At 61.4% G+C, this 23,010-nt stretch carries 21 protein-coding genes and 1 tRNA gene; 12 read left to right on the top strand and 10 right to left on the bottom strand.

Features of this window, described 5'->3' with window-relative positions:
- Positions 1-155: 155 nt before the first annotated feature.
- A complete protein-coding gene (locus ACEN8Q_RS04340; protein ID WP_413704604.1) occupies positions 156-662 on the top strand; it encodes a DoxX family protein in 507 nt (168 codons plus the stop codon).
- A 68-nt stretch (positions 663-730) separates the two neighbouring features.
- Here ACEN8Q_RS04340 and ACEN8Q_RS04335 read toward each other — a convergent pair whose 3' ends face one another.
- From ACEN8Q_RS04335 to ACEN8Q_RS04325, 3 genes are all read right to left on the bottom strand, one after another.
- Positions 731-1,705 carry a nitrilase-related carbon-nitrogen hydrolase gene (locus ACEN8Q_RS04335; protein WP_413704603.1) on the bottom strand — a complete coding sequence of 325 codons (975 nt, stop codon included), beginning with the start codon at positions 1,703-1,705 and terminating at the stop codon, positions 731-733.
- A gap of 103 nt (positions 1,706-1,808) precedes the next feature.
- Positions 1,809-2,741: a GlxA family transcriptional regulator gene (locus ACEN8Q_RS04330; protein ID WP_413426746.1), complete on the bottom strand. Its 933-nt coding sequence runs from the start codon at positions 2,739-2,741 to the stop codon at positions 1,809-1,811.
- A gap of 205 nt (positions 2,742-2,946) precedes the next feature.
- Positions 2,947-3,960 carry a GlxA family transcriptional regulator gene (locus ACEN8Q_RS04325; RefSeq protein ID WP_413426748.1) on the bottom strand — a complete coding sequence of 338 codons (1,014 nt, stop codon included), beginning with the start codon at positions 3,958-3,960 and terminating at the stop codon, positions 2,947-2,949.
- A 279-nt stretch (positions 3,961-4,239) separates the two neighbouring features.
- Between ACEN8Q_RS04325 and ACEN8Q_RS04320 the strand changes: the two genes are divergently transcribed.
- Entirely contained in the window at positions 4,240-4,902 is a 663-nt protein-coding gene (locus ACEN8Q_RS04320; RefSeq protein ID WP_413426750.1) for a glutathione S-transferase family protein, read from the top strand.
- Between the two features lie 85 nt (positions 4,903-4,987).
- Here the strand turns inward: ACEN8Q_RS04320 and ACEN8Q_RS04315 are convergent, their stop codons facing one another.
- Both ACEN8Q_RS04315 and ACEN8Q_RS04310 read right to left on the bottom strand, forming a co-directional pair.
- The gene (locus ACEN8Q_RS04315; RefSeq protein ID WP_008021531.1) at positions 4,988-5,416 is read right to left on the bottom strand and encodes a TOBE domain-containing protein; all 429 of its coding nucleotides are present in this window, start codon (positions 5,414-5,416) and stop codon (positions 4,988-4,990) included.
- A gap of 277 nt (positions 5,417-5,693) precedes the next feature.
- Positions 5,694-5,768, bottom strand: a tRNA-Gln gene (locus ACEN8Q_RS04310).
- Between the two features lie 317 nt (positions 5,769-6,085).
- Here ACEN8Q_RS04310 and ACEN8Q_RS04305 point away from each other — a divergent pair.
- Both ACEN8Q_RS04305 and ACEN8Q_RS04300 read left to right on the top strand, forming a co-directional pair.
- Positions 6,086-6,514 carry a hypothetical protein gene (locus ACEN8Q_RS04305; protein WP_413426752.1) on the top strand — a complete coding sequence of 143 codons (429 nt, stop codon included), beginning with the start codon at positions 6,086-6,088 and terminating at the stop codon, positions 6,512-6,514.
- Between the two features lie 114 nt (positions 6,515-6,628).
- Positions 6,629-7,210, top strand: coding sequence for a hypothetical protein (locus ACEN8Q_RS04300; RefSeq protein ID WP_413704602.1), 582 nt, complete (start codon positions 6,629-6,631; stop codon positions 7,208-7,210).
- A gap of 41 nt (positions 7,211-7,251) precedes the next feature.
- Here the strand turns inward: ACEN8Q_RS04300 and ACEN8Q_RS04295 are convergent, their stop codons facing one another.
- The 3 genes from ACEN8Q_RS04295 to ACEN8Q_RS04285 form a co-directional block, all read right to left on the bottom strand.
- A complete protein-coding gene (locus ACEN8Q_RS04295; protein WP_413426756.1) occupies positions 7,252-9,240 on the bottom strand; it encodes a peptidase U32 family protein in 1,989 nt (662 codons plus the stop codon).
- Between the two features lie 248 nt (positions 9,241-9,488).
- The gene (locus ACEN8Q_RS04290; RefSeq protein ID WP_008021538.1) at positions 9,489-9,869 is read right to left on the bottom strand and encodes a RidA family protein; all 381 of its coding nucleotides are present in this window, start codon (positions 9,867-9,869) and stop codon (positions 9,489-9,491) included.
- A gap of 76 nt (positions 9,870-9,945) precedes the next feature.
- Complete coding sequence (locus tag ACEN8Q_RS04285; RefSeq protein ID WP_413704601.1) at positions 9,946-10,740, bottom strand: helix-turn-helix domain-containing protein; 795 nt, start codon at positions 10,738-10,740, stop codon at positions 9,946-9,948.
- A 186-nt stretch (positions 10,741-10,926) separates the two neighbouring features.
- Here ACEN8Q_RS04285 and ACEN8Q_RS04280 point away from each other — a divergent pair, with 186 nt between their 5' ends.
- The 5 genes from ACEN8Q_RS04280 to ACEN8Q_RS04260 all read left to right on the top strand — a co-directional run bounded on the left by ACEN8Q_RS04280 (position 10,927) and on the right by ACEN8Q_RS04260 (position 17,524).
- Positions 10,927-12,573: an APC family permease gene (locus ACEN8Q_RS04280; protein WP_413704600.1), complete on the top strand. Its 1,647-nt coding sequence runs from the start codon at positions 10,927-10,929 to the stop codon at positions 12,571-12,573.
- A gap of 45 nt (positions 12,574-12,618) precedes the next feature.
- A complete protein-coding gene (locus ACEN8Q_RS04275; protein ID WP_413704599.1) occupies positions 12,619-13,545 on the top strand; it encodes a 4-hydroxyproline epimerase in 927 nt (308 codons plus the stop codon).
- 57 nt (positions 13,546-13,602) lie between these two features.
- Entirely contained in the window at positions 13,603-14,550 is a 948-nt protein-coding gene (locus ACEN8Q_RS04270; RefSeq protein ID WP_413704598.1) for a dihydrodipicolinate synthase family protein, read from the top strand.
- 106 nt (positions 14,551-14,656) lie between these two features.
- The gene (locus tag ACEN8Q_RS04265) at positions 14,657-16,234 is read left to right on the top strand and encodes an aldehyde dehydrogenase (NADP(+)) (RefSeq protein ID WP_413704597.1); all 1,578 of its coding nucleotides are present in this window, start codon (positions 14,657-14,659) and stop codon (positions 16,232-16,234) included.
- A gap of 3 nt (positions 16,235-16,237) precedes the next feature.
- Positions 16,238-17,524 carry an FAD-dependent oxidoreductase gene (locus tag ACEN8Q_RS04260; protein ID WP_413704596.1) on the top strand — a complete coding sequence of 429 codons (1,287 nt, stop codon included), beginning with the start codon at positions 16,238-16,240 and terminating at the stop codon, positions 17,522-17,524.
- A gap of 32 nt (positions 17,525-17,556) precedes the next feature.
- Here the strand turns inward: ACEN8Q_RS04260 and ACEN8Q_RS04255 are convergent, their stop codons facing one another.
- Complete coding sequence (locus ACEN8Q_RS04255) at positions 17,557-18,180, bottom strand: NIPSNAP family protein (protein ID WP_413426770.1); 624 nt, start codon at positions 18,178-18,180, stop codon at positions 17,557-17,559.
- A gap of 248 nt (positions 18,181-18,428) precedes the next feature.
- Here ACEN8Q_RS04255 and leuC point away from each other — a divergent pair, with 248 nt between their 5' ends.
- Positions 18,429-19,850 (top strand): 3-isopropylmalate dehydratase large subunit, encoded by a 1,422-nt coding sequence (leuC, locus tag ACEN8Q_RS04250; protein ID WP_413426772.1) that lies wholly within the window; start codon positions 18,429-18,431, stop codon positions 19,848-19,850.
- 3 nt (positions 19,851-19,853) lie between these two features.
- A complete protein-coding gene (leuD, locus tag ACEN8Q_RS04245) occupies positions 19,854-20,462 on the top strand; it encodes a 3-isopropylmalate dehydratase small subunit (protein WP_413426774.1) in 609 nt (202 codons plus the stop codon).
- 145 nt (positions 20,463-20,607) lie between these two features.
- Here the strand turns inward: leuD and ACEN8Q_RS04240 are convergent, their stop codons facing one another.
- Entirely contained in the window at positions 20,608-21,525 is a 918-nt protein-coding gene (locus ACEN8Q_RS04240; protein ID WP_413426776.1) for a LysR substrate-binding domain-containing protein, read from the bottom strand.
- A gap of 128 nt (positions 21,526-21,653) precedes the next feature.
- Between ACEN8Q_RS04240 and ACEN8Q_RS04235 the strand changes: the two genes are divergently transcribed.
- The gene (locus ACEN8Q_RS04235) at positions 21,654-23,000 is read left to right on the top strand and encodes a 2-hydroxycarboxylate transporter family protein (RefSeq protein WP_413426778.1); all 1,347 of its coding nucleotides are present in this window, start codon (positions 21,654-21,656) and stop codon (positions 22,998-23,000) included.
- Positions 23,001-23,010 lie beyond the last annotated feature (10 nt).

Below are 23,010 nucleotides of genomic sequence, written 5' to 3'. Positions count from 1 at the left end.
CGACACACCCCGCACTCAAAACCCCGCCACAACGACACACCGCAGATACACCCCATTGATGAAATACGCCTGCCGATCGGCCACGCCGATCAATGCGCTCAACTCACGGGGCATGCCGTTGCCCCGCCTCCCTGACCTGAAAGAGATCAACGTCCATGAGCACCTCCATTTCTTCGGCCGTCAAAGGCCTGCACCTGAACCTCGACCGTGCCGGCGACTGGGTTGCCCCCCTGGCGTTGCGAGTGTTCCTCGCCTGGGAATTCTTCGAGTCGGGCCTTGAGAAATTCAATGGCCAGAACTGGTTCGCCGATATCCAGGAGCGCTTCCCGTTTCCCTTCGACCACATTCCAGCGACCCTGAACTGGGAACTGTCGATGTGGGCCGAACTGATCTTTTCCATGACCTTGCTGCTGGGCCTGGGCACGCGTTTTTCGGCGTTGAGCCTGATGGTCGTGACCATCGTCGCAACCGCCGCCATCCATTGGCCTGCCGACTGGCACACCCTGAGTGAACTTGCCCAAGGCTATGCCATCAGCAACAAGGGTTACGGCAACTTCAAACTGCCATTGATCTACCTTGTGGCCTTCACGCCGCTGCTGCTGTCGGGTGCCGGCAAGCTCAGCATCGATGCGCTGCTGACCCGTTTCTTCTGGCGTCGCTGAAACGAAATCTGCAACGCGGACAAACAAAAGGGGACTTCCATGAAGTCCCCTGTTTTTTTGCCTTGAAACTAACGAATCAGTTCCTCCAGCCCGGTCTCTTCGGCCAGCTTCGGATGCGCACTGCGTTCATGCACATGGGCTTGAGGTGTGCGGTCAATCAGCAGGCTCAGCAGTTCCGGGCGGCTGTAGTGGCCGCGCGAATCCATCACGCGTTTGCGCTTGTCGATCAGGCTCATGTCGAGGTCGGCAATCACCTCGCCCTCACCTTCCAGCAACGAGCCCAGCACCGTGCCATCCGGGCTGATGATCGCGGTATAGCAACCGCCGGAGATCGGGCCGATGGCGCAACCGGTATCGGCCATGATCTGCGCCTGTTGCTCGGGGTACAACCATGCCGTGGAGTTGACCACGAAGCACGCTGCCTCCAGGGCATGCTGGCGAATGCTGACTTCCATTTGCGCGGCGAACAGGGGACCGGCAAACGACCCCGGGTACATCGCCGCATGGATCTGCTCGCCATCGGCCATCAAGGCATAACGGGCCAGCGGGTTGTAATGCTCCCAGCAGGCCAATTGACCGATGCGCCCTACCGCGCTGTCGATGGCCCGCAGGCCGGAGCCGTCGCCCATGCCCCAGATCATGCGTTCGTGGTAGGTCGGGGAAATCTTGCGACGACGCTGGATCAGCGAGCCGTCGGCATCGAACAACAACTGCGTGTTGTACAGCGTGCCGCCATCGCGCTCGTTGACGCCAATGGACACGACCATGCCGGCTTGCCTGGCCGCAGCGCCGATGGCATCGGTGGCAGCTGAGGGCACGGTGACCGCCTGATCCAGCAGCTTGAGGTGCTCGGCGGCCATTTCGAACGGCGACTGCACGTAGGAAAAGTACGGGTAGTACGGCACGACGGTTTCCGGAAACACAGCGAATTGCACGCCCTGTTCGCCGAGTTCGAGAATCTTCTGCACCACTTTGTCGACGGTGCCTTCTCGGCTGTAAAGAACGGGGCTGATTTGTACGGCGGCGGCTTTGACGAGGCTCATGGCGGTGATCTCACTGAAGGAAAGGTTTCAACGAGATAAAGATTACGACAATAATATAAAGGCATGAATGTCGTATGCACCACCTTTTAGGACATCACGAAGATCACCCCCGACTGGCACGCTGAATCACCTGCGGCGGCTGTCCGAAAGCACGTATAAAAGCGCGGCGCATACGTTCCCGATCACCAAAACCAGTGGCTGTCGCCACTGCATCGATGGAGTGCCGCCCGCTTTCCATCATCAACCGGGCCGACTCGACCCGCAGGTTTTCGATGGCCTTGGCCGGAGACTGGCCGGTTTCGGCATGAAACACCCGGCTGAATTGCCGGGGGCTGAGATTGGCCGCGCTGGCCAGTTCCTCGACCGTCAGCGCCGACTTGAGATTCTGCTTGGCGTAGTTCAGCGCGGCCTGTATCCGGTCGGTCCTGGGGGCCAGTTCCAGCATCACCGAAAACTGCGACTGCCCGCCGGAACGCCGGTGGTACACCACCAATTGCCGCGCCACCTTGCGGGCAACCTCGGCGCCCAGATCCATCTCCACCAGCGCCAACGCCAGGTCCACGCACGCGCTCATGCCCGCCGCCGTCCACAGGTGGCCATCGTTGATGAAGATCCGGTCTTCCTCGACCTTCACGTTCGGGTACGCCTTGCGAAAGGCCGGTACATGCGCCCAGTGGGTCGTCGCCCGCCGACCGTCGAGCAAACCGGCCTCCGCCAATGCATTCGCCCCCGTGCAAATCGAGCCCAGACGCCGGGTGCCGTGACTGGCGCGGCGCAAAAACGCCAACATGCCCGGTGTGGTCGGGCGGATCAGGTTGTCGCCCATGACCAGCAGCGTATCGAACGAACGCTGGTCGAACGCTTCGGTCTGCACACCGAAACCGGCGGACGTCTGCACCAGGCCACCCGGCTCGGACAATAAGGCAATGCTGTACAACGGCTCATCTGCGGCGTTGTTGGCCAACTCGAAGGCGGCACACATGGCCAGCCCCAGAACCTGAAAACCGGGGTAAACAATCAGTCCGATCTGGTGCATGGCGCAATGACCCTAAACGTGGCATGCCTGACAATCAGGCCAGAATTTGCACTCTAACCCGAACAGCTCGCAGCGGAAATCAGGGTGACGCCGGCCGGCATCACATCCGACAGCGCATGTGGCCGCTGTCGGATGAACAGGCGTGACTCTTACCATGCCGACATCGTGCGGCAGGTCGACGGCGAGGCCGGCGTTGATCGGCGGCCTACTTCACCAGCCTGGTTTCCCTGGACGGCCGATAGCCAAAATAAGAGCTGTAGCACTTGCTGAAATGGCTGGGAGAAACGAAACCACAGGCGACCGAGACCTCGACGATGGTCAGCGTGGTGTGCTGCAGCAAGCGCCGCGCTTCGGTGATGCGCAGGTCCATGTAATAGCGTTGCGGCGTGGTGCCCAACTGCTCCTTGAACAGACGCTCGATCTGCCGGCGAGAGCGCCCTGCGTAGAGGCAGAGCGTTTCCATTTCCAGCGGTTCCTCCAGATTGGCGTCCATCAGGTTGACCACCTCTCTGAGCGGACCACTGACCGAGACATTCAGCGACGGCTTGATGCGCCGGTAGCGTGAGGCTTCAAACGCCAGAATGTCTTCGATGCCATCGGTCAGCGCCTTGTCGTACAGCCCCCTGATCCACTCCAGGGCCATATAGAAAGTACCCGTCGGGCTCGACGCTGTCAGGCGGTCACGATCCACCACGTAGGCTTCGCTGGTCACCTGGGTCAGCTTGGCAATTTCCGCCAGTGCCGGGCGGTGTTCCGGGTGAATCGCACAGCGATAACCCTCGAGCAAACCGGCGCGTCCGAGAAACCACGCGCCGTTCCACACGCCAGCCAGGGTAACGCCCTGCTGCGCCGCGTCTTGCAGCAGGTTGATCAATGCCTCGTCGGCGTGCAGATGGGTGCGGTATCCGCCACAGACCACCAGCAGGTCCAGGTTCTGTATCTCGGCATGGCTCAGGCAGGCGTCGGGACGGATGACCAGCCCCAGATCGCTGATCACCTCTGCGTCCTTCAGGCCGAAGGTTTTCGTTGAAAACAGCTCCGGCCGCAACAGGTTGGCCGTCACGACCGTATCCAGCGCCTGGGTAAACGCCGGCAGCGAGAAATGCTCGAGCAACAGGAAACCTGCACGCGCCTGCAGAACGGATTGGCCTTCATGCTCCTTGAGGAAGCGAAGGTTCTTGCCTTTCATCGCTCCGCTGAACTGACGTCGCTCTACCAACGCTCGCCTCGCTTCGTCCTGTCGACGAACCTGTGAAATAACGCTTTGATACCTGTCACTCCCGACCTGGAAACCTGTATCCCCTGGCGCCGATCATTCGGCGCCTGCACTGTTTACGCAAGTTGAAAGCCTTGGGCAAGCCAGTCTTTTGCCCTTAAACCAGTTTGCGCGGGGAATGGCAATCGCCACCGAGATCACAGCCACCTGACGAACCGCCTCGCACCGAAGCGAACCTGGGTCGATACTGCACGGGCCTCCCCCTTCGCCAAGGAAAGGAACATGCCGCTGACTCTTTATTTCCATCCGCTCTCGTCGTTCTGCCACAAAGCGCTGATCGCTCTCTATGAACTGGATATCGAGTTTGAAAAAAGGATCATCGACCTGGGCAACGAGGCTGACCGGGCTGAGCTGCAAGCACTTTGGCCACTCTGCAAATTTCCGGTGATCCGCGATCACGACCGCCAACGGAACGTAGCCGAGTCGAGCGTGATCATCGAGTACCTGGACCACCACCAGGCCGGCCACCTGTGCCTGATTCCTGAAGATTGGGATGCCGCGCTGGAAGTACGCCTGTGGGATCGTTTTTTCGACCTGCACGTCCAGGTGCCGATGCAGAAGATCGTCGCTGACCGAATGAACGCCTCCAACGGCGACCTGACCCGCGAACGCGCCGCGCTGACAACGGCGTACGGCATGCTTGAACATCAGTTGAGCGCAAACGCCTGGGCCGCCAGCCCGGCGTTCAGCATGGCCGACTGTGCCGCTGCCCCGGCGCTGTTCTATGCCAGCACCCTCGTGCCGTTTCCCGACGATCATCATCGCTTGAGTGCTTATTTCGACAGGTTGATCCAGTGGCCCTCGGTCAAACGGGTGATCGACGAGGCAAGGCCGTACTTTTCCATGTACCCGTTCGCCGAGGCCATTCCACAACGGTTTCGGTAGTGATGATTGGGAGCCGAAAACGAAAAATCCCCGTGATCCATCAGGAAATCGATCACGGGGATCAGTAAGCAATGCTTGTGTCTGATCAGGCCGGAACGCCCAGGATGATGTGGGAAGCCTTGATCACGGCCGTGGCGCTGACGCCGGTTGCCAGACCCAGCTCTGCCACAGCATCGCGGGTGACGATCGAATAGACCTTCGAACCGCCGGCCAGCTCGATGACCACCTCTGCGTTGACCGCACCATCGGTAACGCTCAGTACCTTGCCTTCCAGGCAGTTACGCGCCGACAGGCGAATGTCGCTCGATTCGGTCATCAACATCACCCACGGCGCCTTGATCAGCGCGACGGCTTCTTTGCCGACGGCGATGCCGAGGCTCTTGATGCTTTCCATGGTGACGACGGCAACCAGTTGCTCTCCGCCCGCCAGGGTCAGAACCACTTCGGCGTTGACCGCGCCTGGCTGGACCTGACTGACTTTGCCTTTGAATACGTTGCGTGCACTGACTTTCATGTGAGGCGTCCTTTTCTTGACTTTGAAGTTAGGAAACGGCGGGGATCATCAGTGTAAGCGCTATGTAGAAACAACTACAGCGCTGCGCTGGTTCAGTGACGGATGGCCAGATCAGCTGAAAAGTCTTGATGAAACGCGCCGAAAGGACACCCGTGAGCCTTGGCTGGACGCTGACTGGCAAGGGAACATCAGGGAAATGGACAACGGACGCAAAAAACCAGCGAATCAGCGAATCAGAACCGCCGACGAAGTGTTATCTGATTATGCAGGAAGAAAATGGCAGGGGCGGCTGGATTCGAACCAACGCATGGCAGGATCAAAACCTGCTGCCTTACCGCTTGGCGACGCCCCTGTATCTGTTGCGATGAGTGCCTGGCACTCGCTTACTTGAGTGGCAACAAGACCTGTTGCCTGCTTGCGCGAGAGGCTCCGTGAGGGCCTGTGCAAGAGTGGGCGCAAATTTACCAACTTTTGCCTCGTCTGGGAAGCCCCAACACAATATTTTGTTTTTTAAAACAGATGCTTAGTGTTGAGCCGAATCGCGGCGAACGGTCGGCACACATTCAGCCCGACCAGGTCTGCTACGCTTTTCTCGAATGGAATCAGGAATCGTCAGCGCAACACCCTTCCCCTTGCAATCTGAGGGCGCCAAATGTGAAAGGCAAATTAATGGGTACCGCTGCAACCCTCCTGGTGGTCGGGGCGGCGATTTATGGATTGAACACCTGGGATCACATCCAGAGTCAGCGACAGGAAGCGGTCTGCAAGACCGCCCGGGAGCATCTCGACAGGCTGCAAATCCAGGCGCGGGCGCTGGCCTCCGGGTTGACGGTCGAAGCCTATGCCGAAGCCGAAAAAGCCGAGGCAGGCCAGTTGGTCCTGGCACTCGATACCGCCAGGAATGAAGCCGAGGTCGATGCCGTCATCGACAAGCACTCCGCGACTATCGAAGCGCAGATAACCGCCGAGGACGCCGAGGTCCAGTCCCGGGGCGAGCAACCCTTCCTCGGTCAGGAACTCAAGAAGCAACGCATCCCCACCGATGTCAAACAGGAATTCAAACGGGCTGAAAAAGCCGTCGCCGACTCCTGTGAATAATGTCGACCGCTAGCTCCGGGTTTGTCGCCAGCGTCTAGACTTCAGCAAAAGCAGCTTGCAACCAGACTCCGCGTTAACAACAAAAATCCTGCAAAAAACGAGGGGGTCTCGACCTTGAAAACATCAACCCTCTGCGCCATGGCGTGCCTGCTGGTGTCGGCCGCGGTGTCTGCCAACTGCGTCATTCCGGTCCTCGAAATGGACTTCACACGGTCTGCGATGGAAGCCCTGAAAAAAATCGGTATCGACGACGCGTGCATCATCGCCGCTTCCAGCCCTGCTGCGTTCACCTACTGCCGGGAAGGATCGATGACTCTCTGGAAGTACCAGGCACTGGACCTGGAGCAAATGGCCGCGACGCACAATGATGCGCAGCAGCCCTCGACGGTCTACCAAGCCATTTCTGTCCTGGAGTTCGGGAGCGCGGCCTGTGAACACGAGAACAGCCTGGCCGCCGCTAAAAAGCCGGCAACCATACGCTGGCTGATCCTCGGCCTGATGGCCATTTCACTGCTGACGGGATTGGGTTACACCTGGCGGGCCATTCTGCAGCGCCGCCAAAACGCCACCGCGTACTCGCAACCCCATGAACAAGCGTCGAACGAATTGCAGGCCACTGCACATACAAAAGCCCTGGCAGCGTTTGGTCTGGCAGTTGCCGTGGCATACATCTACTTCAACTACGCCGGGTTTTGAACAACAGGTGAGCGCACCGTTGCGGGGCGCTCACCGGTCACTCAGTGCGGCGCGCGCGGGATGGTCTTGAGCAAGTCTTCGGGGCTGATGTGCCCCACCACGCTGCCCGGCTGCGGCATATCGAGGATGTGGCCCTTCATCTTGCCGATGATGTGCATCTCGCAAGGCTTGCAGTCGAACTTCAACGTCAGCACTTCATCGCCGTGGATCAGTTGCATTGGCGCAACCTTGGTGCGCACGCCGGTCACGCCCTTGGCCTGTTTCGGGCACAGGTTGAAGGAGAACCGCAGGCAGTGCTTGGTGATCATCACCGGCACCTCGCCGGCTTCCTCGTGGGCCTCGTAGGCCGCGTCGATCAGCTTGACGCCATGGCGGTGATAGAAGTCGCGGGCCTTCTGGTTGTAGACGTTGGCCAGGAACGACAGGTGCGATTCCGGGTACACCGGCGGCGGAGTGGTTTCGGCCTTGCGGCTGCCACGGGGATGGGCGGCGATCCGCGCTTCGGTCAAGGCATCGATCACTTCACGGCGCAAGGCCTTGAGCTGCGAGTTCGGGATGAAGTACGCCTGCGGCGCGTCCAGCTTGATGTCGATGGCGTGGTACTGCGTGGTGCCCAGTTGGCCGAGCAGATCCTGCAATTGCTCCAGCGCCTGTTCCGGCTTGTTGGCGGCGCCGAACGGGCCATTCAGGGTAACGCTGGCGCTGATGCCTTCTTCGCTGGTAGCTGTCAGTTCCAGCTGCTCTTCACGCAGGCGCGCAACCCAGCGCAAGGCCACGCGACGCTCGGCGGAGGTCTTTTGCAGCGCCTGTTGCCAGTTGTGATCGAGATTGCGATTCAGCGGATGGTTGGGGCGCAGCTTGTACATCCCCTCCGGCATCTCATTGGGCTCGACGCGATAGCGATAACGCTTCTCGCCGTCCTCCTCGAACTCGCCTTTCGGTTCGGCGATGTTGGCGCGGAAACCCACCACTTCACGCTTGACCAGCACGTTGAGGCCGTCGCCATTGGACAGCGGCTCATGGGTCACGACCTGCATGTCACGCTTGGCGACTTTCTCGACCACACCCACCGGCAAACCGGTGAAGGTCGGCGAGTCAAACGCACCGATATCGATCTTGCGGTCAGTGACGAAGTAATCGGTGCTGCCACGGTGGAAGGTTTTTTCCGGGTCGGGCAGGAAGAAGTGCGCGGTGCGCCCACTGGAGGCACGGGCCAGGTCCGGGCGGTCTTCGAGCACGGCGTCGAGGCGCTGGCGGTAGTAGGCGGTGATGTTTTTCACATAGCCCATGTCCTTGTAGCGGCCCTCGATCTTGAACGAACGCACGCCGGCCTCGACCAGTGCGCGGATGTTGGCGCTCTGGTTGTTGTCCTTCATCGAGAGCAGGTGCTTTTCGTAAGCGATCACGCCACCCTTTTCATCCTTGAGGGTGTACGGCAGACGGCAGGCCTGGGAACAATCGCCACGGTTCGCGCTGCGCCCGGTTTGCGCGTGGGAAATGTTGCACTGGCCGGAAAACGCCACGCACAACGCGCCATGGATAAAGAACTCGATGGCCGCGTCGGTTTCGTCGGCGATGGCACGGATCTCTTTGAGGTTGAGCTCGCGGGCCAGCACCAGTTGCGAGAAACCGGCCTGGTCGAGGAACTTCGCCCGCTCCAGCGTGCGGATGTCCGTCTGGGTACTGGCGTGCAGTTCGATCGGCGGAATGTCCAGCTCCATCACACCCAGGTCCTGGACGATCAGCGCATCGACGCCGGCGTCGTACAACTGGTGGATCAGCTGGCGGGCCGGTTCCAGTTCGTTGTCATGCAGGATCGTGTTGATGGTGGTGAACACGCGCGCATGGTAGCGACGGGCGAACTCCACCAATTGGGCGATATCGCTCACTTCGTTGCAGGCGTTGTGGCGGGCGCCGAAGCTCGGGCCACCGATGTACACGGCATCGGCACCATGCAGGATAGCCTCGCGGGCGATGGCGACATCGCGGGCAGGGCTGAGCAATTCCAGGTGATGTTTGGGCAAAGACATAGTTTTTTTAGTCAGGCTTGTCACGGTCGAGGCGTGCATTGTAGCGGCGAAACGCCTGACCGGCACCCGTGCGCTGCCAGGTGGTGTTTTGGCAGAGCTGGACGCGTACCCAAATTCTGGATTCGACAAATGCCCAGTGTGGGAGCGGGCTTGCTCGCGAAGGCGGTGGGTCAGTCGAAATCAATGTTGCCTGACACGCCCTCTTCGCGAGCAAGCCCGCTCCCACAAGGTTTTGTGTGTTGCTTCGATCAGGCCTTGGCAGCCATCGCGGTCACTTCCACGCGCATGCCTTCCACCGCCAACGAGGCAACCCCGACGGCAGCGCGCACCGGCCATGGTTTGGCGAAGTAACGCTTGTAGACTTCGTTGAACGCGGCGCGGTCGGCCATGTCGGTGAGGTAGATGGTCAGATGCATCACGCGGTCCATGGAACTGCCGGCACGTTCCAGCGCAACCTTCAGCGCTTGCAGGGTGCATTCGCTTTGCAGGGTGATGTCGCCCAGTTCCAGGCTGCCGTCGGCGCGGGTCGGGATCTGGGTCGAGACCAGCACACCGCCGAAACCGACGACATCGGAAGAAATCGAATCCGCATCAGGATCGGGCGTAAAGGTCAGGTCGTGATTTGCCATGAGATCTCTCTTGCTTGAAGTGGTGAGGCTGGCGCCTTTTGCGCGGCCAGTCTACAGGGCCGTTGGCGGCGCGTCGCTAATCCGCACCGGACAGTTGCGGGTGACCGGTGGCCTGGCGGTACTGGCGCGGGGTGAAGCCGGTCAATGCCTTGAACTGCCGGGTGAACGCACTGTGGTCGGTATAGCCGCATTGCAGGGCGACCTCGGTGATTGGCAGGTCCGTGTGGAGCAGTCGATGCGCGTGCTCCAGGCGAACCTTCTGGATCATTTGCCGTGGCGTCAAATGGAACACACGCTTGCAGTAGCGCTCGAGCTGCGCCACGGAAATGCCGGCGATGCGCGTCAACTCGCCGAGGGTGACGCGACGGTTGAAATTCGCACGAATGTGTTCGTCCACCGCCGCCAGGCGCTGGTACGCCGGGTGCGTGTCAGTGGCCGATTGCAGGTCGACCGAGATGCCCGCCAAGCCGATGATCTGATTATGGCGGTTATACAGCGGTCGTTTATGAGTCAGGCACCAGCCTGGCTCCCGGCTGCCATACAGATGCAATTCCAGCTGGTCTGACAGCACCAGACCTTGCTCCAGCACACGCCGGTCCTGTTCGGTATAGCCGGGCCCGAACTGCTCGGGAAATACCTCGGCACTGGTTTTCCCCAGCAGCGGCTTGAGCTGCTTCAAGCCACAGCGTTGAACCAGCGTGCGGTTGGCCATGACATAGCGCGCCTGCACGTCCTTGATGAAGATCGCGGCGTTCGGAATGACATCGAGCATCGGCAACAAAAGCGCAATGCCTGCCAGCAGTTGCTCGATGGATTCGGGGCGGTTCGAGTCGTCGCCCTGGCACAGCAGTGCAAACGCATCCTGAGTCATCTACCTGTCTCTCCCAATGATCGGCCGTTGCCCATTGTGCTGATTTCGTCATCGACACCCAAGGAAAACATCAATCGCGAGCAAGCCGTCGAGTTCACTCTATGGCCACCGCCCTCCTCGGCAAACCGACGGGGACGACTTGAAGTGCACACCTGCCTATCCAATAACTCACAAGAAGACAATGCAATGTCAGGCCAAGGCAAATTCAAAAAACAACTTTCATTGATAGACCTTACGTTTATCGGACTGGGGGCCATCTTCGGCTCCGGCTGGTTGTTCGCAGCCAGTCACGTGTCTGCCATCGCGGGGCCGGCGGGGATATTTTCCTGGCTGCTGGGCGGTTTTGCGGTGCTGCTGCTGGGCATCGTCTACTGTGAACTCGGCGCCGCATTGCCCCGTGCCGGTGGTGTGATTCGCTACCCGGTGTACTCCCACGGCCCGCTGCTCGGCTACCTGATGGGTTTCATCACCCTGATCGCGTTTTCCAGCCTGGTGGCCATCGAGGTGGTCGCCGCACGCCAGTATGCCGCGGCGTGGTTTCCAGCATTGACCCAGGCCGGTTCCAGCAATCCGACGGCGATTGGCTGGCTGGTTCAGTTCGGCCTGCTGTGCCTGTTCTTCATGCTCAACTACTACAGTGTGAAAACGTTCGCCAAGGCCAACAACCTGATCAGCATGTTCAAGTTCATCGTGCCGTTGCTGGTGATCGGCGTGCTGTTCACCTTCTTCAAACCGGAGAACTTCCAGTCCCAGGGCTTCATGCCGTTCGGGCTGTCGGGTGTCGAGATGGCGGTGTCCGCCGGCGGCATCATCTTCGCCTACTTGGGGTTGACGCCGATCATCTCGGTGGCCAGCGAAGTGAAGAATCCGCAACGCACCATTCCGATTGCATTGATCCTCTCCGTACTGCTGTCCACCGCCATCTATGTATTGTTGCAAGTGGCGTTCCTCGGCGGCGTGCCCACCGAAATGCTCGCCAACGGTTGGGCCGGCGTCGCCAAGGAACTGGCCCTGCCATACCGCGACATCGCCCTGGCATTGGGCGTGGGCTGGTTGGCTTATCTGGTGGTGGCCGACGCGGTGATTTCCCCCAGCGGCTGCGGCAACATCTACATGAACGCGACCCCGCGGGTGATCTACGGCTGGGCGCAGACCGGTACGTTCTTCAAGGTCTTCACCCGCATTGACGAAAAGTCCGGCATCCCGCGCCCGGCGTTGTGGCTGACCTTTGCCCTTTCGGTGTTCTGGACCCTGCCTTTCCCCTCCTGGGAAGCGCTGATCAACGTGGTCTCCGCCGCGCTGGTGTTGAGCTACGCCGTCGCACCAGTGTCCGTGGCCGCCCTGCGCCGTAATGCGCCCGACATGCCGCGCCCGTTCAAGGTCAAGCGCATGGGCGTCCTCGGCCCGGTGTCGTTCATCATCGCCGCGCTGATCGTCTACTGGTCCGGCTGGAGCACCGTGTCCTGGCTGCTCGGCCTGCAAATCCTGATGTTCGTGGTGTACCTGCTGTGCGGTCGCTTTGTGCCGACCCAACACCTGAGCCTGGGCCAACAAGTGCGTTCTTCGGCGTGGCTGATCGGCTTCTACGCCGTGACCATCGTGCTGTCCTGGCTCGGCAGCTTCGGCGGCATGGGCGTGCTCACCCATCCGTTCGACACCCTTGTCGTGGCGGCCTGCGCCATGGGCATCTACTACTGGGGCGCGGCCACTGGCGTACCGGCGCATCTGGTTCGCCTGGAAGCCGAGGACGGTGAAGAAGAAGCCGACCCCGTCTACAGCGGCACGACCACAGGCCAGCGTCCGATCGGTGTGTCCGCCCAGACCTCTCGCTGACATTCAGGCCGGCAAAGCCTGCGTGTTCCTCTAATGGAAAGGTTTATGAAAAAAGTACATGTCATTGATTCCCACACCGGCGGCGAGCCGACTCGCCTGGTGATGTCGGGCCTGCCCCAGTTGTCCGGCCGGACCATGGCCGAGAAGCGCGATGCCCTGCGCGAGCAGCATGACCAATGGCGTCGCGCCTGCCTGCTGGAACCCCGTGGCAACGATGTGCTGGTGGGTGCGCTGTATTGCGAACCGGTGTCGCCGGATGCCACTTGCGGTGTGATCTTCTTCAACAACGCCGGCTACCTCGGCATGTGCGGTCACGGCACCATCGGCCTGGTCAACTCGCTGCATCACCTGGGGCACATCCAGCCCGGCGAGCACAAGATCGATACGCCGGTCGGCCCGGTCAGCGCCACGCTGCATGAGGACGGCAACGTCACCCTGCGCAACGTGCCTGCCTACCGCTACCGCCAACGAGTGCCGGTCGAAGTACCGGGACATGGTCGCGTGTACGGCGACATCGCCTGGGGTGGCAACTGGTTTTTCCTGGTGTCCGATCACGGTCAGGCGCTGCAGATGGACAACGTCGAGTTCCTCACCGAGTACACCTGGGCAATGCTCAAGGCCCTCGAGGCCCAAGGCATCCACGGTGAAGACGGCGCGCTGATCGACCACATCGAACTGTTTGCCGACGACGAATCGGCCGACAGCCGCAACTTCGTCATGTGCCCCGGCAAGGCCTACGACCGCTCGCCCTGCGGCACCGGCACCAGCGCGAAACTGGCGTGCCTGGCGGCCGACGGAAAACTGGCCACCGGTGAGCGCTGGGTCCAGGCCAGCATCACCGCCAGCCAATTTGTCGGCAGCTATGAATGGGAAGGCGAACGCATCATCCCTTTCATCACTGGCCGCGCCTACATGACCGCCGATTGCACCTTGCTGATCGACGAACAGGATCCCTTTGCGTGGGGCATTTGAGCCCCACGCCTTTTCCCTAACCCGATCTGAATGAACGCTTCAAGGAGTGACAACAAAATGAGCGACAACATTTTCACCGGCTGCATCCCTGCACTGATGACCCCATGCACCGCCGAGCGCAAGCCGGACTTCGACGCGCTGGTGGCCAAGGGTCGCGAGCTGATCGACATTGGCATGAGCGCAGTGGTGTATTGCGGCTCCATGGGCGACTGGCCGCTGCTGACCGAAGCCGAGCGTCAGGAAGGCGTGGCGCGCCTGGTGGCCGCCGGCGTTCCGACCATCGTCGGCACCGGTGCGGTCAACAGCCGCGAAGCGGTTTCCCATGCGGCACACGCGGCCAAAGTCGGTGCCCATGGTTTGATGGTCATTCCGCGGGTGCTGTCTCGCGGCGCTTCGGCCACCGCGCAAAAAGCCCACTTCGCCGCGATCCTCAAAGCCGCCCCGGGCTTGCCGGCGGTGATCTACAACAGCCCTTACTATGGCTTCGCCACCCGCGCCGAGCTGTTCTTCGAACTGCGCCGCGAGTACCCGAACCTGATCGGCTTCAAGGAATTCGGCGGAGCGGCCGACCTGCGCTACGCCGCCGAACACATCACCTCCAGGGACGATGACGTGACCCTGATGGTCGGTGTCGACACCCAGGTGGTTCATGGCTTCGTCAACTGCAACGCCACCGGCGCCATCACCGGCATCGGCAACGCACTGCCGCGCGAAGTGTTGCGCCTGGTGGCCTTGAGCAAACAAGCGGCCAAGGGCGATGCCAAGGCACGTCGTCAGGCGCGGGAACTGGAGTCCGCCCTGGCTGTGCTGTCGTCGTTCGATGAGGGCTGCGACCTGGTGCTCTACTACAAGCACCTGATGGTGCTCAACGGCGACAAGGAATACACCCTGCATTTCAACGAGACCGATGCGCTCAGCGATGCCCAGCGTCGTTATGCCGAGAACCAGTACGCACTGTTCCGCCAGTGGTACGAGCAGTGGTCGGCCGAGCAGGACTTCGCCTGATATTCAGCCTGTACAGCGGCGTGCCGAAGCGCGCCGCCTTTATTTTCGTCCACGGCGGTACAGCGTTTTTTCGCAAACGCCCAGCCTCTTTTTTTCAGGAAATACCATGACTCTGACAGGCAACATGCTGATCGGCCAACAGGCCATCCCCGGCAACCGCGACGCGATCCACGGCATTGATCCCGCCACTGGTCTCCCTCTTGAACCGGCCTATCACGGCGGCGGCAGCGAGCACGTCGAACAGGCCTGCGCCCTGGCGTGGAGTGCCCTGGACAGCTATCGCGCGACCTCCCTGGACGCCCGCGCCGAATTCCTCGAAACCATCGCCAGCGAAATCGAAGCCCTCGGCGATGCGTTGATCGACCGCGCCGTGGCCGAGACCGGCCTGCCACGCCCGCGTATCCAGGGTGAACGCGGCCGCACCTGCCAGCAACTGCGCACCTTTGCCCGCACCGTACGCGCTGGCGAATGGCTGGATGTACGGATCGACAGCGCACTGCCGGAACGCCAGCCCCTGCCCCGCCCGGATCTGCGTCAGCGTCAGGTGCCGCTGGGTCCGGTGGCGGTGTTCGGCGCCAGCAACTTTCCCCTGGCCTTCTCGGTCGCCGGCGGAGACACAGCGTCGGCGCTGGCCGCCGGTTGCCCGGTGATCGTCAAGGCCCATGGCGCGCACCCCGGCACCAGTGAGCTGGTGGGTCGGGCGCTGGCCCGTGCGGTCAAGCTGTGCGGGTTGCATGAAGGCGTGTTTTCGCTGTTGTTCGGCTCGGGCCGCGAAGTGGGCATCGCCCTGGTCACCGACCCGCGCATCAAGGCCGTGGGTTTCACCGGCTCGCGCAGCGGTGGCATCGCCTTGTGCAAGGCAGCCCAGGCGCGTCCCGAGCCGATCCCGGTGTACGCGGAAATGAGTTCGATCAATCCGGTATTGCTGTTCCCGGCAGCACTGCAATCGCGAGCCGAAGCGCTGGCGCAAGGCTTCGTCGCCTCCCTCACCCAGGGCGCTGGCCAGTTCTGCACCAACCCTGGCCTGGTGATTGCCCGCCAAGGCCCGGCCCTTGAGCGCTTCATCCAGACGGCCGCGCAACTGATCCAGCGCAGCCCGGCGCAGACCATGCTCACCCCCGGCATTTTCAACGCCTATGAGACTGGCGTTGGCGCGCTGGTCGAGCATGCCCACGCTGACACAGTGGCCGTCGGCCTGAGGGGCGAAACCCCGAACCAGTGCCAGGCCCACCTGTTCGTCACCCAGGCCAGCGAGTTTCTCGCCAACCCGGCCTTGCAGGCGGAAATGTTCGGCGCCGCGTCGCTGATCGTGCAATGTGCCAGCGACGAGGAAATCCGCCAGGTCATCGAACACCTGGAAGGCCAACTGACCGCCACCCTGCACCTGGACGATGCCGACGTGGAGAGCGCCAGGGCATTACTGTCGACTCTGGAGCGCAAGGCCGGGCGCCTGTTGGTCAATGGCTGGCCGACCGGGGTCGAAGTGTGCGATGCCATGGTCCATGGCGGCCCGTTCCCGGCGACTTCCGACCCGCGCACCACCTCGGTCGGTACCGCCGCCATCCTGCGTTTCCTTCGCCCGGTCTGCTATCAGGATTTCCCGGACGCCTTGTTGCCGGCTGCGCTCAAGCACGGCAATCCGTTGCAGTTGCGTCGCCTGCTCGACGGCCAGAGAGAGGCCTAGGCCATGTCCAACGCCTCCCATTTCAACACCCCGCATCCCACGGCGGATGTTGCCGTGATCGGCGCCGGGATCATCGGCGTCGCCTGCGCCCTGCGCCTGGCTCGCCAGGGCCGGCGGGTGGTGGTCATCGATCAGCAGGAGCCCGGCCGTGGCGCCTCGTTCGGCAATGCCGGACACCTGGCCACCGAGCAGGTGTTCCCCATCGCCGACCTGTCCATCCTCAAGCGCCTGCCCGCCATGCTCCTGGACCCCATGGGCCCGCTGCGCCTGGACTGGAAATACATGCCCCGGGCCCTGCCCTGGTTCATGCGCCTGTTGCTGAACCTGCGGCCCGCGCCGTTCCAGCGCACCGTGGCCGGCATCCGCGCGCTCAATGAAAGCAGCCTGGGTGCCTGGAACCGTTTGCTGGAAGCCATCGACCGTCCCGGGTTACTCAAAGAAGACGGCTCGTTACTGGTTTTCGAGCGCGCCGACTCGCAACAGGCCATCGAAGCGCTGCAGGCGCGCATGCGCCAGCAACAGGTACCGGTCGATTTCTGGCAGGCCAGGAATGTCCGCGATGCTGCGCCGCAACTCAGCGAGCAGATCCGGGGTGGTCTGTTCTTCCCGCGCACCGGGCACTTTCTCGATCCCTTCCGGGTGGTGGGTGAACTGGTCCACGCGGCCAAAAGCAGCGGTGTGCAGTTCCTCCAGCAGCGGGTCGAGGGCGGGCAGTTGAATGAACACGGCGTGTCGTTGATCACTGATCAGGGTCGCGTCAATAGTCGACAAGTGCTGATTGCCTGCGGCGCGCATTCGGCGAAGCTCACCGCCGCGCTGACCGGCAAAAAGGTGCCCTTGGACACCGAGCGCGGCTATCACCTGATGCTGCCCCACGAACACCAACGCTTACCGTTTGCCGTCACCTCGCTGGAACGCAAGTTCATCATGACGCCGATGGCCGATGGGCTGCGCCTGGCCGGCACCGTTGAATTCGCCGGTCTCGAATGCCCACCGACGATGGAGCGTGCCTGGCAATTGCACCGATTGAGCAAAGGCCTGTTCAAGCGCGACCTGAGTGCCGAAGCGGCCACACCGTGGATGGGCTTTCGCCCCTCCTTGCCCGACTCCCTGCCGATCATCGATCGGGTGTGCGACGGCAAGGTCCTGCTCGCCTTCGGCCACCAGCACCTGGGGTTGACCCAGGCGGCGGTCACGGCGGAAATGATTGCGCAAATGGCCTCGCCCTTGACCGGCGCCCAGCCGTGCGACCTGCCGGCGACGGCGGCGTACCGGCTGGATCGATTCTGAGGGTAATGACAGTAGACACAGGCGTGCCCCCATCACTGCAAGGGCGAGAACTTCGCAGGCAGGTAGATCGTCGAGCACATGTCCCGCAGTTGCGGGCCGGAGTTTTCCGGCGGCCAGACGCCGTCGGCGACTGCCTGGGTGCGCACCTGCAAGCGCTGTTCAAGGCTGGTCCACGGCCAGATGTGCAGATAGCGCGGCAGCGAACCGTCAGTGGCATAAAACGCCGCATACACAGGCGAATACTGTTCGGCGGTCCGCGCTTCGATGGCCTTGCTCCAGCCGTCGAGGGTCGGCTGCAACCCGCTGCTGACCAGGTCGTAGACGCGCAACTCATAGAACGGACCGTGCTGGCCGGCGCTCAAGGGCTCGAGGAAGGGAAACAGCGTGTAGTTTTCGATGCGCAGATCGCTGATGAACTCGTTGACACCAAACGTCTCGCCCCCCAACAGAAAACGCTCGCGCTCCGCCTGCCGCAGGCTTTCGTCAGCATAGCCACGCAACACGGCTATCTGGTTCAACTGGCCAATCTCCGAGGCCCAGCACCCCATCAGCGTGCCGCCGACGTTCGGATCATTCAGCGCAACCTCGATATGTGCCAGGGCATCGGCGACGGTACGCACCCGCACGGTAAAAGTGATCAGTTCAAAAAAACGCATAACGACTCCGGCGAACGGCTTTCAAAGCCCACAGCCTATGACAGCCCCAGTCGGCGGGATATTGAGACGAACCCCATTGTTTACGGCATTTGCCGCAGTGAGTTAGGTAGTTTCTTTACGTTGGACAGCACTCGATAATTCACACTGCGTGTTTAATGCCTTCACTTAATGGCGCTTGATGCAGGAATGACGACGAATATGCTGTGGGTACGTTTCCGTGATCTCGCATGACAACAAGAGCCCACTCCATGCACAGCCCCAGAACGCTCTACCAAAAGCATATCGACAGTCACACCGTGTGCGCCCTCGACGATCAGGGCCATGTGCTGCTGTACATCGACCGTCAGGTCGCCAACGAATACACCAGCCCGCAAGCTTTCAGCGGCATGCGCGAAGCGGGTCGCAAAGCGTGGCGACCGGGCGCGACGCTGGCGGTCGTCGACCACGTCAACCCCACGGCACCCACGCGCACTGCCGCCATGCCGGATGCTGGGGGTGCCCGTCAGGTGTCCTACTTCGAAGAGAACTGCCGCGACTTCGGCATCGAGTTGTTCGACGTGCTGGACAAGCGCCAGGGCATCGAGCACGTCGTGGCCCCCGAACAAGGTTTTATCCTGCCCGGCATGGTCGTTGCCGCCGGCGACAGCCACACCACCACCTACGGGGCCCTCGGAGCCTTCGGTTTCGGCATCGGCACCTCGGAAATCGAACACCTGCTGGCCTCGCAAACCCTGGTCTACAAATGCCTGAAGACCCTGCGCGTGACGGTCAATGGTGTGCTCGGGACTGGCGTGACGTCAAAGGACATCATCATGGCCCTGATCGAAAAAATCGGCGCTTCCGGCGCCACCGGCTATGCCATCGAATTCACCGGCCCGGCGATCAGCGACCTCAGCGTCGAAGCGCGCATGACCATCTGCAACATGGCCGTCGAAGCCGGCGCCCGGGGCGCGTTCATGGCCCCGGATGACAAGGTCTTCGCCTACCTGCAACACAAGCCCCGGGCCCCTCGGGGCCATCTGTGGGAACAGGCCGTCGCGAAATGGCGCAGCCTGCACAGTGATGCAGGTGCGGTGTTCGATCGCGAAGTCACCCTGGATGTCGCGGCGCTGGAACCCATGGTCACCTGGGGCACCAGCCCCGATCAGGCCGCTCCAGTGGGCGGGCATGTACCGGACCCGGCCGCGCAGCCTGACCTGATCCTGCGCCAGGGCATGCAACGCGCCCTGACCTACATGGGCCTGGAGCCGGGCATGCCGCTGAGAGACGTGGTGATCAGCCATGCCTTCATCGGTTCGTGCACCAATGCGCGCATCGAAGACCTGCGCGATGTCGCCCGCGTCGTGCGCGGCAAACGGGTGGCGGCCCACGTCCGGGCGATGATCGTGCCCGGTTCGACACTGGTGCGTAATCAGGCCGAAGACGAAGGGCTGGCGCAGACTTTCCTCGATGCCGGTTTTGAATGGCGCCAGTCGGGTTGCTCGATGTGCCTGGCCATGAATGACGATGTGCTCGCCCCCGGCGATCGCTGCGCCTCAAGCACCAACCGCAACTTTGAAGGCCGGCAAGGCGCCGGTGCGCGCACCCATTTGATGAGCCCGGCCATGGTCGCCGCCGCAGCGATTACCGGGCATTTGACCGACGTGCGCACGTTCGCGCAGGAGGCTTGAACCATGCAACCTTTCACTATCGTCAGTGGCAGCGCCGCGCCGCTTCTGGCCGCCAACATCGACACCGACGTGATCATGCCCAAGCAGTTCCTCAAGGGAATTGATCGCAAGGGCCTGGATAAGGGCCTGTTCTTTGATTTGAGGCTCCTGGAGTCCGGCGCAGCCAATCCTGAATTCATCCTCAACCAGTCGCCCTGGACTGACGCCGCTTTTCTGGTTGTAGGGCCTAACTTCGGTTGCGGATCAAGCCGTGAACACGCGGTCTGGGGGCTGAAACAGGTCGGCATCCGGGCGCTGATCGGCAGCAGCTTCGCCGGTATTTTCTACGACAACTGTCAACGCAACGGCGTGTTGGCGATTCAGCTGACCGAGGTTCAACTCAAGCAGATTGCCGCGCTGACCGGCAACCCGGCAACGGCTCGAATCAGCGTCAATCTGCCGGAACAAACCATCGAACTGGCAGACGGCAACGTGATCCCGTTCGAGATCGATCAACTGCGCAAGCAATCGCTGCTGCTGGGCCTGGATGCCATTGGCACCACGCTGCAACGCGCCGGACAGATTCGCAGCTTCGAGGCGCGGCACATGGCGGAAAATCCCTGGCTGAACTGATGGAAAACCCCGGCGGATCTAATGCTCTGTAGGAGCGAGCTCGCTCGCGATGGTCGTTAACGATAACGCGTGTTTAATGGTTAAACGCGGTGCCGTTGAGTCCATCGCGAGCGAGCTCGCTCCTACACGTACATTTGCCGTGGGTTCACTCAACCGAGAGATGACGAAAATACTGTTCCAAAAACTCGACGCAAACCCGTAGCTTGGCCGACTGGCTCAGGCGCGTCGGGTACACGGCCCAGACGTTGGCGCTCTGGGTGTAATCGTGCAGCACTTGCACCAGCCGCCCCTGATCCAGCATCGGCTTCACATCCCACATCGAGCGCAACAGAATCCCGCCGCCACTCAAGGCCCACTGCAACACGATCTCACCGTTGTTGGAGGACAAAGGTCCGCTGACACGCACCGATTCTTCCTGCCCGTCCTTCGTCAGGCTCCACACGCCGAACGCATTGTTGCGCTCCTTCAGTACCAGGCAATCGTGGTCTTTCAAGTCCGCCAGCGATTGCGGGACACCCCGCCGTTCCAGATACTCGGGCGTCGCACACAACACCCGCCGGTTGCTCACCAGTTTGCGGCCCAGGTGCTGGCCAGGCAGGTCATCCCCCACGCGAATTTCCAGATCGAAGCCCTCGCCGACGATATCGACCACGCGATCGAACACATCCAGCCGCAGCTCGAGTTTTGGATAGGTTCGCGACAGTTCGCAGATGGCCGGCGCCACATGATTACGCCCGAAACCGAAGCTGCTGCAAATGTGCAGCGAGCCCATCGGCTGTTGCCGCGCCTGGGATATTTCGCCGACGAAATCATCGAAGTCACCGAGCAATTTCTCCGCCCACACCCGCACCCGCTCGCCGTCGTCAGTCAGCGCGATGCGCCGAGTGGTGCGGTGCAGCAAGCGGCTCGAGAGCGTGGTTTCCAGCACGGAAATGCGCTTGCTGATGTAAGCCGGTGAAAAACCCAGCTCCTCGGCAGCGCTGGCGAAGCCGTTTTTTCGAACGACGGTGAGGAAAACCTTGAGGTCTTCCGGCAACGGAAATTGATCACGATTCGTGTTCATACGCCTCATACTTTCGCTGTTTATTGCGCTATTTGCGAAGGATACCATCGATCTACCGAGTGGCAATCCATCCCCGGTCCGCCGTGGTTTCTGAATCCTCGATAAAAACAACATGAGGAAAGAGCGACATGAACAAGCCCTATGAGCAATCCCTGAAAGTCGCAACTGCCTCCGATGGCGGGTTTGTGCAACGCCTGCGCAGCCTGTGCGCCTACGAAATCGGCGTCATCCCGCTGCCGGTCTTTCTCGGCATCGCAGTCATCGTTTATCTCTCGGCCCACCTGGGTTTCCTGCCCAAGAACATGATCGGCGGGCTCGCCGTCATCATGACCATGGGCATGTTCTTCGGCCAAATGGGCTCGCGCCTGCCGGTCCTCAAGGAAATTGGCGGCGGCGCGATTCTGTGCCTGATGCTGCCGTCGATACTGGTGTTCTACGGCTTCTTCGGGCCGGCGACGATCGACGCGACCAAAATGTTGATGAAGGAAGCCAACTTTTTGTACTTCGTGATCGCCAGCCTGGTGGTCGGCAGCATTCTGGGAATGAGCCGTTTCATTCTGGTCCAGGGCATGCTGCGGATGTTCATTCCCCTGCTCGTCGGCACCCTGGCCGCCGTTGCCAGCGGATTGATGGTTGGAAAACTGATGGGCTACAGCTTCCACCACACATTCTTTTTCATCATCGTGCCGATCATTGGCGGCGGGATCGGCGAAGGGATTCTGCCGCTGTCGCTGGCCTACTCGGTGATCCTCGGCGGCACCCCGGATATCTACGTGGCGCAACTGGCACCCGCCGCCGTGGTCGGCAACATCGTGGCGATCATCTGTGCGGGTTATCTGTCGCGCCTGGCCCTCAAACGCCCGGCCATCAACGGCGAAGGCTCGCTGATTCGCGCCAAGGCCGAGAATGACCAGTTCCAGGTCAAGGAAGACGCAGGCGCCATCGTCGACTTCCGCGTCATGGGCGCCGGCGTACTGTTGATCTGCGCTTTCTTCGTCCTCGGCGGTCTGCTGGAAAAAATCGTGGGCATTCCCGGCCCGGTGATGATGATCCTCGCGGCAGTGCTGTTTAAGTACCTTCGGGTGCTGCCGGAAAAACTCGAGAAAGGTGCCAACACCTTTTACAAACTGGTGTCCTCGGCGTTCATCTGGCCGGTCATGATCGGCCTGGGCATGCTCTATGTGCCATTGGACAGCGTGGTGAAAGTGTTCTCGGTCGGCTATGTGCTGGTCTGCGTCTCGGTGGTGGTGTCGATGACCGTGGCCGGCTTCTTCATCGGCAACCTGATGAAGATGTACCCCATCGAATCAGCCATCGTGACCTGCTGCCACAGCGGCCTGGGCGGCACTGGCGACGTGGCGATTCTCTCGGCCTCGAACCGCATGTCGCTGATGCCGTTCGCGCAGATCTCCACCCGTATCGGTGGGGCTTCGACGGTGATTCTGGCGACGATACTGTTGCGTCTGTTCGTTTGAAGATGTGCCA

This window comes from Pseudomonas sp. Pseusp16 (assembly GCF_047324915.1).
In the GTDB taxonomy this organism is placed as follows: domain Bacteria; phylum Pseudomonadota; class Gammaproteobacteria; order Pseudomonadales; family Pseudomonadaceae; genus Aquipseudomonas; species Aquipseudomonas fluorescens_CD.
Note: the sequence above shows the minus strand (reverse complement) of the source record. Positions and strands in the feature narration are given on the sequence as shown.

What these genes read in the sequence shown, in the direction of transcription:
- ACEN8Q_RS04340 (WP_413704604.1), top strand. Translation starts at nt 156, where the DNA reads ATGAGCACCTCCATTTCTTCGGCCGTCAAAGGCCTGCACCTGAACCTC.
- ACEN8Q_RS04335 (WP_413704603.1), bottom strand. Translation starts at nt 1,705, where the DNA reads ATGAGCCTCGTCAAAGCCGCCGCCGTACAAATCAGCCCCGTTCTTTAC.
- ACEN8Q_RS04330 (WP_413426746.1), bottom strand. Translation starts at nt 2,741, where the DNA reads ATGCACCAGATCGGACTGATTGTTTACCCCGGTTTTCAGGTTCTGGGG.
- ACEN8Q_RS04320 (WP_413426750.1), top strand. Translation starts at nt 4,240, where the DNA reads ATGCCGCTGACTCTTTATTTCCATCCGCTCTCGTCGTTCTGCCACAAA.
- ACEN8Q_RS04315 (WP_008021531.1), bottom strand. Translation starts at nt 5,416, where the DNA reads ATGAAAGTCAGTGCACGCAACGTATTCAAAGGCAAAGTCAGTCAGGTC.
- ACEN8Q_RS04305 (WP_413426752.1), top strand. Translation starts at nt 6,086, where the DNA reads ATGGGTACCGCTGCAACCCTCCTGGTGGTCGGGGCGGCGATTTATGGA.
- ACEN8Q_RS04295 (WP_413426756.1), bottom strand. Translation starts at nt 9,240, where the DNA reads ATGTCTTTGCCCAAACATCACCTGGAATTGCTCAGCCCTGCCCGCGAT.
- ACEN8Q_RS04290 (WP_008021538.1), bottom strand. Translation starts at nt 9,869, where the DNA reads ATGGCAAATCACGACCTGACCTTTACGCCCGATCCTGATGCGGATTCG.
- ACEN8Q_RS04285 (WP_413704601.1), bottom strand. Translation starts at nt 10,740, where the DNA reads ATGACTCAGGATGCGTTTGCACTGCTGTGCCAGGGCGACGACTCGAAC.
- ACEN8Q_RS04280 (WP_413704600.1), top strand. Translation starts at nt 10,927, where the DNA reads ATGTCAGGCCAAGGCAAATTCAAAAAACAACTTTCATTGATAGACCTT.
- ACEN8Q_RS04275 (WP_413704599.1), top strand. Translation starts at nt 12,619, where the DNA reads ATGAAAAAAGTACATGTCATTGATTCCCACACCGGCGGCGAGCCGACT.
- ACEN8Q_RS04270 (WP_413704598.1), top strand. Translation starts at nt 13,603, where the DNA reads ATGAGCGACAACATTTTCACCGGCTGCATCCCTGCACTGATGACCCCA.
- ACEN8Q_RS04265 (WP_413704597.1), top strand. Translation starts at nt 14,657, where the DNA reads ATGACTCTGACAGGCAACATGCTGATCGGCCAACAGGCCATCCCCGGC.
- ACEN8Q_RS04260 (WP_413704596.1), top strand. Translation starts at nt 16,238, where the DNA reads ATGTCCAACGCCTCCCATTTCAACACCCCGCATCCCACGGCGGATGTT.
- ACEN8Q_RS04255 (WP_413426770.1), bottom strand. Translation starts at nt 18,180, where the DNA reads ATGCGTTTTTTTGAACTGATCACTTTTACCGTGCGGGTGCGTACCGTC.
- leuC (WP_413426772.1), top strand. Translation starts at nt 18,429, where the DNA reads ATGCACAGCCCCAGAACGCTCTACCAAAAGCATATCGACAGTCACACC.
- leuD (WP_413426774.1), top strand. Translation starts at nt 19,854, where the DNA reads ATGCAACCTTTCACTATCGTCAGTGGCAGCGCCGCGCCGCTTCTGGCC.
- ACEN8Q_RS04240 (WP_413426776.1), bottom strand. Translation starts at nt 21,525, where the DNA reads ATGAACACGAATCGTGATCAATTTCCGTTGCCGGAAGACCTCAAGGTT.
- ACEN8Q_RS04235 (WP_413426778.1), top strand. Translation starts at nt 21,654, where the DNA reads ATGAACAAGCCCTATGAGCAATCCCTGAAAGTCGCAACTGCCTCCGAT.